Source organism: Vibrio sp. 10N.261.52.C11, assembly GCF_041471405.1.
In the GTDB taxonomy this organism is placed as follows: domain Bacteria; phylum Pseudomonadota; class Gammaproteobacteria; order Enterobacterales; family Vibrionaceae; genus Vibrio; species Vibrio crassostreae_C.
Genome location: NZ_JBFROI010000028.1, coordinates 109,038 through 120,749, shown reverse-complemented (window position 1 = coordinate 120,749; position 11,712 = coordinate 109,038). Strand labels below are relative to the sequence as shown.

Genomic DNA, 11,712 nt, shown 5'->3' with positions numbered 1-11,712 from the left:
CGCTAATCCGCGATGAACCAATAAAAAGCCCCGCAAGCTTTCACTTGCGGGGCTTTTTTAGCTAATTGAGAAAAGGGCTAATTACTTACCAGCTTCTTTTTCTGCTTTAACTTTTGCAATCACTTCGTCAGCAACGTTAGTTGGACATGGTGCGTATTGTGCGAATTCCATAGAGAATTGGCCACGACCAGAAGTGATAGTACGTAGGTGACCGATGTAGCCGAACATCTCAGAAAGAGGTACGTCAGCTTTAATACGAACACCAGTAACGCCAGCTTGTTGATCTTTGATCATGCCACGACGACGGTTAAGGTCACCGATAACATCACCAACGTGATCGTCTGGAGTGAACACGTCAACGTTCATGATTGGCTCAAGAAGTTGCGCGCCAGCTTTAGGCATAGATTGACGGAATGCGCCTTTCGCTGCGATTTCAAATGCGATAGCAGATGAATCGACTGCGTGGAAACCACCATCGAAAAGTTCAACTTCAACGTCTAGAGTTGGGAAGCCAGCTAGTACGCCGTTTTCCATCATAGATGCGAAGCCTTTCTCAACTGCAGGCCAGAATTCTTTAGGAACGTTACCGCCCACAACTACAGAGTTGAACTTGAAGCCAGAACCTGCTTCGCCTGGTTTGATACGGTAATCGATCTTACCGAATTGACCAGAACCACCAGATTGCTTCTTGTGCGTGTAGCTATCTTCAATTGCTTGAGTGATAGTTTCACGGTAAGCAACTTGAGGAGCACCTACAGTTAGGTCAACGCCGTATGTACGCTTAAGGATATCTACCTTGATGTCTAGGTGAAGTTCACCCATACCTTTCAGGATAGTTTCGCCAGTCTCTTCGTCAGTCTCAACTTGGAAAGATGGATCTTCTGCAACCATTTTACCGATAGCGATACCCATTTTCTCAGAACCGCCTTTATCTTTTGGAGATACAGCGATTGAGATTACTGGAGTTGGGAATACCATTGGCTCAAGCGTTACTTGGTGCTTAGGATCACATAGAGTGTGACCAGTTTGCACGTTCTTCATACCAACGATCGCAATGATGTCACCAGCTTGTGCGCTAGTTAGTTCGTTACGGTCATCAGCTTGCATCTCAACCATACGGCCAACACGTTCAGTCTTGCCAGTGAATGAGTTAAGAATCGTGTCACCTTTGTTCAGTTTACCAGAGTAAATACGAACGAAAGTTAGAGCACCGAAGCGGTCATCCATGATTTTGAATGCAAGCGCTTTGAAAGTCTCATCTGTAGAAACGATAGCGTGTTCGCCAGTTTCTTCACCGTTCTCATCCATTAGAGGCTGAGGGTCAACTTCAGTTGGTGCTGGTAGGTAATCTACTACAGCATCAAGGATAAGTTGCATACCTTTGTTCTTGAACGCAGAACCACAGAACGTTGGGAAGAATGCGATATCACGAGTACCTTTACGGATACAACGCTTAACGTCTTCAATAGAAGGCTCTTCACCTTCCATGTAAGCTTCCATTAGGTCATCGTCTTGCTCTACAGCAGTTTCGATTAGCTCTTCACGGTATTGCTCAACGTCATCAACCATGTCCGCTGGAACATCTTTGATTTCGTAGTTTTCAGGAAGACCAGTGTCATCCCAAACGTATGCTTTACGGCTTAGTAGGTCTACAACACCAACGAACTCGTCTTCACGGCCGATTGGTAGAACCATTACTAGAGGAGTTGCACCTAGAACGTTTTTAACTTGGTCAACAACGTTGTAGAAGTCTGCACCCATACGGTCTAGTTTGTTAACGAAGATCAGACGAGATACTTCTGATTCGTTAGCGTAGCGCCAGTTAGTTTCTGATTGAGGTTCAACACCACCAGAACCACAGAATACACCGATACCGCCATCAAGAACTTTAAGAGAACGGTATACTTCAACTGTGAAGTCAACGTGTCCAGGAGTATCGATAACGTTTAGACGGTGATCGTTCCAAAAACAGCTTACAGCTGCTGATTGGATAGTAATACCGCGCTCAGCTTCCTGTTCCATGAAGTCAGTCGTTGATTCGCCATCATGTACTTCACCAGTCTTGTGGATTTGACCAGTTAGCTTAAGGATACGCTCAGTGGTAGTTGTTTTACCCGCATCAACGTGCGCGAAAATACCAATGTTTCTGTATTTCGATAAATCTGCCATTGTCTTACTCTGTTAATAGGATATAAAATGCGCGCAGAGTATATCACAATCTGTGAAGACTGATAGCTTTGCATGCATTTGGGACTAAAAAACTTTGCCTTTTTCTAACATATAGAAAAAGGCACTCAGTAGTAACAATCTAAATGATTGTTAATTATAGTGCTAACCTAAAGCCTAATCGGCGTTAAGGTTAGGCTGAATTGCTGCTGTATAGAGTAGCTGAAGTGAGTTCAATTACAACTCATCAAAAGCATTAATTGCTTCCGATAATTTTTTCACACCGTGGATCTGCATTCCTGGAATGCCACCTTTAGGCATGTTAGCCGCCGGTACAATCGCTTTCTTAAAGCCGTGTTTAAATGCTTCATTTAAACGCTCTTGTCCGCTCGGTACAGGTCGAATCTCACCCGCTAGGCCTACTTCTCCAAATACCACCACATCTTTTGGTAATGCGCGGTCTCTGAAACTAGAAAGTAGAGCCATCACCAACGCAAGATCAGCACTGGTTTCGGTTACTTTAACACCACCGACGACATTCACAAACACATCTTGGTCAGCCATTTGTAAGCCGCCGTGTTTATGCAGCACCGCTAATAACAAAGAAAGCCTGTTTTGCTCTAGGCCGACAGCGACGCGACGTGGGTTAGCCAGCTGTGAATAATCCACCAGCGCTTGGATTTCGACAAGAAGTGGACGCGTCCCTTCCCACACCACCATGACAGAACTGCCCGAGGTTTCTTCTTCACCACGAGACAAGAAGATAGCGGATGGGTTGCTGACTTCTTTTAGCCCTTGGCCTGTCATCGCAAACACACCCAGTTCATTCACTGCACCAAAACGGTTTTTGTGGCTGCGTAGCGTTCTAAAACGGCTATCGGTTCCGCCATCTAATAAAACAGAACAGTCAATAATGTGCTCAAGTACTTTTGGCCCTGCTAAGGTGCCGTCTTTAGTTACGTGTCCAACTAAGAACACAGCAACGTTATTCTGTTTTGCGTAGCGCGTTAATGCGGTTGCCGATTCACGAACCTGTGCAACACTGCCCGGAGAAGATTGAACATCCGCAACGTGCATAACTTGGATCGAGTCGATAACCATGATCTTAGGTTGTTCTTTCTCTGCAACCTGACAAATCTTATCCACGTTCGTTTCTGAGAGCATCTTTAGGTGCTCTTTTGGCAATCCAAGTCGAGACGCACGCATCGCGACTTGTTGCAGAGATTCTTCCCCGGTTACATAGAGAGTCGGTAATTGAGAAGAAAGCTGACACATGGTTTGTAATAGCAGCGTTGATTTACCGGCACCCGGGTTACCACCAATCAGGATCGCAGCACCCGGTACGACACCACCACCAAGTACGCGGTCTAGCTCTTTAAAGCCACTGCTAAAACGTGGGACTTCTTGCAGATCGATTTCTGACAGCGTTTGAACCGAAGATTCAGTTGCACCGCCCGCATAACCACTCAATCGTTCATTACGTGCGACCTGAGGTGAAGCGGCTAACCTAACTTCTGTAATCGTGTTCCAAGCACCACATGCATTGCACTGCCCCTGCCAACGTGGAAAATCGGCACCACAGTCATTACACACATAAGCTCGCTTTGCCTTCGCCATAAAACCTCAATAATTTACTCAATTACACAATGATGTTGTCAATTTGTGACTTATTTGACCGTACGGATGAAAATAAAAGTTGCAGTCATACCACTTATACTTAAAGATCGATTTAAACTAGTCGATAACATAAACGCACCGTCCATTCTAACAAGAAAAGTATGCAGCAATCTGAAATTCTATCTGTAGCAGAACGTTTAATCCCGGCTTACCACGCCGAAGATTTCGAATTCCTTCTTTCTCAAATGACAGAAGGGGAATCGCCGTCTCTGAAGCTGCTCGTTAAAATGGAACTGAATCGTATCATGGCTCCGTGTACAAAGAGCATTGATTTACGCGGGCGTATTGATAATGAGTGTCGTCAGTTCACTCTCGATGGCCGTAAGCACTGGCTCGATGATATCGCTTTAAACGCATATCAACGTGGTACGAAAAAGTTTAAAGGTTACACAGAAGGCGCATGGGAGTTAGTAATGACTCCGCGAACTCAGCCTCTGAGCGTTGTTAAAACATCTTCTCAAGGTAACCACGACATTACTAGCGCCAATAGCCCGTACGAAGCGGAAGCTATTAACCTAGGTTACGACTTAAAACGCCAAGAGAACAGACTCAAGATTAGCTCGCAGGTCGAGATCACCACATCGAAAGGGCAAAGCCTACATGGTGTAACGGTTGATATCTCCCCGTCGGGTGCAAAGTTCAAAGTACCGAGCGCCTTTCGATACAACCTCGGCGAGATCATCAGCGTTAAGTTCTCAGAGCTTATCGAAAAGTCCCAAGAAAACGATGTTAACCAAGCGGTTGAATTTCGTGTTTTGGGTATCGACGAATCTTATGAGAACAACGCGGTCAAATTTCTAAGAACCATCAAGGTAAGCGACAACAATATTGTGGCTCGCTTACTCGATGAGTCTTTAAATAGCACCAGTAAGAAAACCAGCCATGAGAATCAAGATAGGATTATTCGAACTCGTACTCGAGGAATCGAACATACCTATCTAAAGCATACTTGTAACCTACCCCTGTTTTTCAGCGGCAGCGAACTAAAGCTTGCCCTACTGACGGATAACAACCATCCGTTATGGCAATATTGGCACGACGAGCGAAATCAACAAGCACTGGGCACCCTGTTCAACGAGCAACGTATGAACCTGCTGGCGAAACCAGGAGTGAAGGGAACCAGTAACGTTATCTACTCTTTTACCCATGAACACCAAAACAAGACCTTGTTCTATTCAATGATGCTGCCTGAAGCCTCTCGTGAACAAAGACAGCTGTTCTGGCACATCGGTGGTAAACGTAAAAGTTGGAAGGCGTTCAAGTTCTCGGTTTTCGAACTGTCAGACACAGAACGACAAGCATTAGCTAAGCACTCGGAGACTCTAGCTCAAAGCTCAGCTCAACTGACGCATTGCGGAATCTTGCAAGAGATTGGCGATCACGAAAGTGCTGCTGACTATCTTTTGAGTGAAAAGCCACGCATTCCAAGCAGTGAATTGAACCGCTTCCGTCACCCGCGTACTGTCATCGGCAATATTCAAAGCATTTACTTTGACTCTCAGACCCGTCGTAAAGAGCCGAGATACCAATTTAAGTCACCGTTGCAACTTACATCACAAGATGGCGCAGCGGCGAACGGACACACCTTAGATATCTCGAAACGTGGACTGAGCATTAGCCTTGAACACCCAATGGTACTCAAGATTAATGATCCGGTATTAGTGAACTTCAATGAACTGCAGCTCTATGACAAGAACCTGCCACTGAGCACAGTGCCTTACCACGTAATTCGAGTGAGTCCGAATGGTCGCAACGTGCAGTTGGTTATTGCCGAGAACGCCAAGACAATGCGTACCATCGCTTTCCTTAATGGGCTTATCGATCAAAACCAAAGTAAGCTGATTAAGAAACAAGAGATACTGCCAACACATTCGCTACTCGAATCACTGCACAACATTTTGTTGAGCAAGATGGTCAGTAACCCAATATTCATTGATAAGCCAAGTTCAACGCTGCGCTGTAAGATCATTGGTGTGAATTTCCCACTGAATAAGCATCTAACGTTACTTGCTAAACTTGGTCACAACCAAAAGTTCTCACTCGAGCCAATCTTCAAGGGTCACACCAACTCACTGTTGGCTGAGCCACTAAAAAGAATTGAAGGTGCGGAGCCTAAGCATCATGACGTGTACATTGCTGCAGTGAAGTTTGGCGACAAAATCCAGTCGGTACACACCAAGTTGGTCAAAGACTTCGCCTCAGCAAAGGAACGCATCTTATTCATCAAGAAAGCGCAGCACTTAGGTGATGTGTATGTATTGCGAGTCACCACGGCACCTATCTTTAATCCGCTAACGAGTTTATTCCAGTCGGATTTAGAAGAGCTTTCACGCATCAGTATGCATCAAGCTAAGAAGCTAGAGAATGAGGTGACGGCGTTTATCGGTTATGGCGAGATAGAGGACATTACCGATGAAGTGCTGATTCGATTGGAGCTAACACGCTAGCCTCGAGTGGCGTATTAACTTAAGCATGAAAATTGAAAAAGCAGGCTGATAGCCTGCTTTTTTTGTGTCTGAGCCACTATTGCTAAATAAGATACATAGCCAATAGCACTTAGGTAGAGCCCCTAAGGTTTCGCTTGCCAGCTGATCTTCTGTTGCTTAGCCAATACACCCGACAAGATACACAGCACACCGCCTAAACCTGCGTAACGAACAGCAGTTTGAGCTTGCTGCTCTACTTTTGGTTTTGCGTGGTAGGCAATGCCTAAACCTGCAGAGCCCATCATCACCAAGTCATTGGCACCATCACCAACGGCAACGGTATTATGTAGTTCCAATTCGTACTCTTCAGCCAACTCTACCAAGATATCCGCTTTGGTCTGCGCCGAAACAACATCGCCTAAGACTTCACCCGTCAACTTACCGTTGACGATCTCAAGCGTGTTTGATTGAGCATGGTCTAGATCAAGGGTATCTTTCAGGTAGTCAGAGAAGTAAGTAAAACCGCCTGATGCAATCGCCGTTTTCCAGCCAAGCTTATTTAGAGTATTCACCAGCCCGACCAAGTCTGGCATGAATGGCAATGACTGACGCACTTGCTCTAATATCGATTCATCCGCACCTTTCAGTGCTCCTACTCGCTGGCGTAGGCTCTGTTCAAAGTCGAGCTCGCCTTGCATTGCTCGTTCTGTGATTTCAGAGACTAACTCTCCCACTCCAGCTAGCTTGGCAATCTCATCGATGCATTCAATTTGAATCGCTGTGGAATCCATATCCATCACGATCAAACCTGGCTTAGATAAGTCTGGGACCTCGCTAAGGCAAGCATAATCAAGCTTTAGCGCTTGGAGGATTTCTTCGTGTGCTGGCGTTAGATTGCCTGACATCAAAGCCACTTCATAATGCCCAACCTTCCACGTATCGAGGATGGTGTTGTAAGTGCCAGTGAAAAAGTCGATGTCATCGAAAGATTGTGGAGATAGGTACTCACCAAACACAATCCAATTGGCCTTGGATTTAGCGAGTTGAGAAGCGAAACGAGTCTCGGGGAGTCGAGTTAATAATGTCGTATGCCTTTTTATCGGCAGATATTTCTGAGCGTCCATGTGTATGATTCCTAATTAACTATGCTAAACGTTAACCTATTGCAATTTGAAAACGCAAGTCTCAATATGTCTTAATCATAACATTTGTTTATTTCAGGCTTCGTGAAACATGAATGAATCATTGTTCTCAATACGTAACGCTTTACGAATGCTAGCCCTCATTTTGTTGGCTACCATGTTCGTTGTAACGATTAAAAATACGGTCGTGATCAGTAAAGGTAACGAGAAGATCCAAGCAAAACAGTTGGAAACTCTTACCAAGCTGCTTATCTCTCAGGCATCACTTTCAGCCAGCAAGATGATCACGCAACAAGACCAAGAGCGATTGCTTGATCTGACTAACCAGCTATCTCAAGACCGACTGGTGTTCGATACCACCATCTATGATGCAGAGGGTATTCGACTGGCTTCGAGCGAAAAAGCCCTCTCGGTACGTGAGGTTCTTGGCTTAGATACACCACTTTCAACAGCAAGTATCGGCAGACAACAGTTAGTTGAACCTATTTATTCTCCAGAGAAAACGATCATCGGCTTTATTCGAGTGACTTTTGAAACCGGTAAGATGACGGCGATTTCTGATCACCACTACCGCAAAAGTGATCGCTACATGATCGGTATGGTGTTGATGGGGTTTGTGAGTGGCGTGTTGTTCATCATGCTGATTCGCAGAAGACCAACTAAGTCTGGTGAGAACTTACTATTGAAAAATGTAAGCTCATAAACACACTAGGCTGACAATAAATACTAGACTCAGAATAAGTACAGCAATCCAATAAAAAGCCCCGACGCTCAGGCAGCAACGGGGCTTTTTGTTATCTGTTAACTTATCAAGCTAAGACAAATCAAGATTATTCTTGGTCACCAAGCAACACTGAGTCTAGTGCGATAACCATCATGTCGTTGAAAGTCGTTTGACGTTCATCTGATGTCGTTTGCTCACCAGTCTTGATGTGGTCAGAAACAGTACAGATCGTTAGAGCTTTTGCGCCGTATTCAGCACATACACCATAGATGCCAGCCGCTTCCATCTCTACGCCAACAATGCCGTATTTGTCCATTACTTCGAACATCTCTGGATCTGGCGTGTAGAACAGCTCAGCCGAGAACAGGTTACCGACTTTTACGCCGACACCGAGAGCTTTGGCTGCATCTTCTGCCGCGCGCACCATTTTGTAATCCGCAATCGCCGCAAAGTCATGATCTTTAAAGCGAATACGGTTCACTTTAGAGTCAGTACATGCGCCCATGCCGATCACCACATCACGCACTTTGATATCTTCGCTCACTGCACCACAACTACCTACACGAATGATCTTCTTCACACCAAAGTCTTTGATCAGCTCAGTCGCGTAAATAGAACAAGATGGAATGCCCATACCGTGTCCCATTACCGAAACCTTACGACCTTTGTAAGTACCGGTGTAACCAAACATGTTGCGAACGTCGCACACTTGAACCACTTCTTCTAAGAAGGTTTCAGCGATGTATTTAGCACGTAGCGGGTCACCTGGCATTAAAACTACGTCAGCGAAATCACCCATTTCAGCATTAATATGTGGAGTAGCCATTGAAAATATCCTTAATCTCAAAACAAAAAAAGAAGAGAGAGGTTTCCCTCTCTCTTCGTTAACTATTATAGAAAGCTTGTACCGTGTCCCATTGGCGATGTACCAAAGTATGACGCTAAGCTTTGACCGATATCAGCGAACGTATCGCGACGGCCTAAAGAACCGGCTGGAACCTTCTGACCGTAAACAATCACAGGGATGTGCTCACGAGTATGGTCTGTACCTGGCCATGTCGGATCACAACCGTGGTCAGCCGTTAGGATAAGCACATCATCTTCTTTCATCATATCGATGATTTCATTGATGCGACCATCGAAGTACTCAAGTGCCGCTGCATAACCAGCAACATCACGGCGGTGGCCGTAAGCTGAGTCGAAATCAACGAAGTTAGTGAACACGATAGTGTTGTCGCCTGCTTCATTGATCGCTTCTTTGGTTGCTTCAAATAGCGCAGGAATACCTGTTGCTTTGGTTTTCTGAGTGATGCCACAACCCGCGTAGATATCAGAGATCTTGCCGATTGAGTGAACGTTACCGCCCTTCTCATCAACCAACTTCTGAAGAATGGTGGCTGCAGGTGGCTCAACAGAAAGATCACGACGGTTACCAGTACGTTCGAATTGACCTTTACCTGGGCCAATGAACGGACGAGCGATAACACGACCAATGTTGTAGTCTTCTAGCTCTTCACGAGCAATCTGACAAAGGTCTAATAGGTTTTGCAGGCCGAATGTCTCTTCGTGACAAGCGATCTGGAAAACAGAATCTGCAGAAGTATAGAAGATAGGCAAGCCAGTCTTCATATGCTCTTCACCTAGGTTATCTAGGATTTCCGTACCAGATGAGTGGCAGTTACCCAAGAAACCAGACAGGCCTGCACGCTCAAGGATGCGGTCAGTCAGTTCTTTTGGGAAGCTGTTCTCTTTGTCGGTGAAGTAGCCCCAGTCAAACAGTACAGGAACACCTGCGATTTCCCAGTGACCTGATGGCGTGTCTTTACCAGAAGACAGCTCAGCAGCGTGACCGTAAGCGCCAATGATCTCAGCGTCTGCGTCCATACCAGGAGCAAAGCGACCTGTCGACTCTTTGTGAGCCATCGCTAAACCTAGCTTAGACAGGTTTGGCAGCGTTAGTGGACCTTTACGATCCGCGTTGTCTGCAAGGCCTTGATCACAATGGTCAGCAATGTGACCCATTGTATCCGAACCTACATCGCCGAATGTGTCAGCATCCGCTGTTTCACCGATACCGAATGAATCTAAAACTAAAATAAATGCTCTTTTCATTTTCTTCACCAACTTATTGCTCTTTGCACCAGAACTCTGTTTATCGGTATACACGAGGTATACCGATACCTGTTATTTACACGTCTTCAGAACGAATCTGACGGTAAACATCTGGCGTTGCTGTATATTCTCCGCCCACAGTGATTGCATTTTGTAATGCTGTTGCAGCTTCTTGCCACTGTTGTTCGTTGCGAGCATGAATCATTGCTAATGGCTTATCTTCACTTGCTACTTCACCTAGGCGAATGAAGTGATCAAAACCGACGGCGTAATCAATGCTGTCAGTTGCTACGCGACGACCACCGCCCATACCAACCACAGCCATACCAATTGCACGAGTATCCATTGCTGATACCACACCGCTTTCTAGCGCGTACACTGGCTTAATAATGTCTGCTTTTTCTAGGTAGTTATCGTAGTTCGTTACGAAATCAGCTGGACCACCAAGACCCGCTACCATCTTACCAAAGCACTCTGCTGCTTTACCGTTATCCAGTACTGCCATCAGTTTTTCGCGCGCTTCGTCTGAATCTTTAGCTAGGTTACCCAGCACCAACATTTCAGCACACGATGCTAGCGTGATCTCTAACAAGCGTGGATTACGGTATTCGCCTGTTAAGAATTGAACCGCTTCACGAACTTCTACTGCGTTACCCGCTGAAGAAGCCAGTACTTGGTTCATGTCCGTTAGGATTGCTGTTGTTTTCGTACCCGCACCGTTTGCTACTGCAACGATAGACTTCGCTAGCTCTTCAGATGCTTCATAAGTCGGCATGAATGCGCCTGAACCTACTTTTACGTCCATAACTAGAGAATCAAGGCCAGCGGCCAGTTTCTTAGATAGGATTGAAGCCGTGATTAGCGAGATATTATCGACTGTTGCTGTGATATCGCGAGTCGCGTAAACACGCTTATCAGCAGGTGCTAGATCGCCTGTTTGACCGATGATCGCTACACCAGCATCTTTCGTTACTGCACCGAACACATCATTGGTTGGTGTAATGTTGTAGCCAGGGATAGATTCAAGCTTGTCTAGCGTACCGCCAGTGTGGCCTAAACCACGACCAGAGATCATTGGAACGAAACCGCCACATGCTGCCACCATAGGGCCAAGCATCAGAGAAGTTACGTCACCAACACCACCAGTAGAGTGTTTATCAACGATTGGGCCATCAAAGTTCATGTGGCTCCAGTCAATCACCATGCCTGAGTCACGCATTGCACACGTTAGTGCGATACGCTCTGGCATTGTCATTTCATTAAAGAAGATAGCCATTGCGAATGCTGCAATTTGGCCTTCAGAAACCGTGTTCTTAGCTACGCCTTGAATGAAGAAGTTAATCTCTTCAGCTGTTAGGACTTCACCGTCACGTTTTCTGCGAATAATTTCTTGAGGTAGATACATTAGTGCCTCCCAAACTCTAGTGAGTATGGTTTGTAGGGAAAGAGGTAATGTGGAGTGACT

8 protein-coding genes are annotated in these 11,712 nt (G+C 45.6%); 2 read left to right on the top strand and 6 right to left on the bottom strand.

The genetic code is table 11. From position 1 onward, the window contains the following. Positions 1 to 81: 81 nt before the first annotated feature. Together fusA and radA are read right to left on the bottom strand one after the other, a co-directional pair. Positions 82 to 2,169, bottom strand: coding sequence for an elongation factor G (fusA, locus tag AB4323_RS11950; protein WP_017058825.1), 2,088 nt, complete (start codon positions 2,167 to 2,169; stop codon positions 82 to 84). 234 nt (positions 2,170 to 2,403) lie between these two features. Continuing rightward, complete coding sequence (gene radA / locus AB4323_RS11945; RefSeq protein ID WP_017063288.1) at positions 2,404 to 3,783, bottom strand: DNA repair protein RadA; 1,380 nt, start codon at positions 3,781 to 3,783, stop codon at positions 2,404 to 2,406. 161 nt (positions 3,784 to 3,944) lie between these two features. On the opposite strand from radA, the gene AB4323_RS11940 reads away from it, so the two are divergent. Next, positions 3,945 to 6,290: a PilZ domain-containing protein gene (locus AB4323_RS11940; RefSeq protein ID WP_171732465.1), complete on the top strand. Its 2,346-nt coding sequence runs from the start codon at positions 3,945 to 3,947 to the stop codon at positions 6,288 to 6,290. Positions 6,291 to 6,412: 122 nt separating this feature from the next. Here AB4323_RS11940 and serB read toward each other — a convergent pair whose 3' ends face one another. Continuing rightward, entirely contained in the window at positions 6,413 to 7,393 is a 981-nt protein-coding gene (serB, locus tag AB4323_RS11935) for a phosphoserine phosphatase (protein ID WP_017058828.1), read from the bottom strand. Positions 7,394 to 7,502: 109 nt separating this feature from the next. Between serB and AB4323_RS11930 the strand changes: the two genes are divergently transcribed. Continuing rightward, positions 7,503 to 8,114, top strand: coding sequence for a YtjB family periplasmic protein (locus tag AB4323_RS11930; protein WP_076655999.1), 612 nt, complete (start codon positions 7,503 to 7,505; stop codon positions 8,112 to 8,114). A gap of 127 nt (positions 8,115 to 8,241) precedes the next feature. Here the strand turns inward: AB4323_RS11930 and deoD are convergent, their stop codons facing one another. The 3 genes from deoD to deoA all read right to left on the bottom strand — a co-directional run bounded on the left by deoD (position 8,242) and on the right by deoA (position 11,652). Further along, positions 8,242 to 8,961 carry a purine-nucleoside phosphorylase gene (gene deoD, locus AB4323_RS11925; RefSeq protein ID WP_017063285.1) on the bottom strand — a complete coding sequence of 240 codons (720 nt, stop codon included), beginning with the start codon at positions 8,959 to 8,961 and terminating at the stop codon, positions 8,242 to 8,244. A 65-nt stretch (positions 8,962 to 9,026) separates the two neighbouring features. Further along, positions 9,027 to 10,247, bottom strand: a complete 1,221-nt coding sequence (locus AB4323_RS11920; RefSeq protein ID WP_372116589.1) for a phosphopentomutase — start codon at positions 10,245 to 10,247, stop codon at positions 9,027 to 9,029. 76 nt (positions 10,248 to 10,323) lie between these two features. Further along, positions 10,324 to 11,652, bottom strand: a complete 1,329-nt coding sequence (gene deoA, locus AB4323_RS11915) for a thymidine phosphorylase (protein ID WP_029405256.1) — start codon at positions 11,650 to 11,652, stop codon at positions 10,324 to 10,326. Positions 11,653 to 11,712 lie beyond the last annotated feature (60 nt).

Bases quoted from the DNA above. Each gene is read 5' to 3' on its own strand.
- fusA (WP_017058825.1), bottom strand. From the start codon at position 2,169: ATGGCAGATTTATCGAAATACAGAAACATTGGTATTTTCGCGCACGTT.
- radA (WP_017063288.1), bottom strand. From the start codon at position 3,783: ATGGCGAAGGCAAAGCGAGCTTATGTGTGTAATGACTGTGGTGCCGAT.
- AB4323_RS11940 (WP_171732465.1), top strand. From the start codon at position 3,945: ATGCAGCAATCTGAAATTCTATCTGTAGCAGAACGTTTAATCCCGGCT.
- serB (WP_017058828.1), bottom strand. From the start codon at position 7,393: ATGGACGCTCAGAAATATCTGCCGATAAAAAGGCATACGACATTATTA.
- AB4323_RS11930 (WP_076655999.1), top strand. From the start codon at position 7,503: ATGAATGAATCATTGTTCTCAATACGTAACGCTTTACGAATGCTAGCC.
- deoD (WP_017063285.1), bottom strand. From the start codon at position 8,961: ATGGCTACTCCACATATTAATGCTGAAATGGGTGATTTCGCTGACGTA.
- AB4323_RS11920 (WP_372116589.1), bottom strand. From the start codon at position 10,247: ATGAAAAGAGCATTTATTTTAGTTTTAGATTCATTCGGTATCGGTGAA.
- deoA (WP_029405256.1), bottom strand. From the start codon at position 11,652: ATGTATCTACCTCAAGAAATTATTCGCAGAAAACGTGACGGTGAAGTC.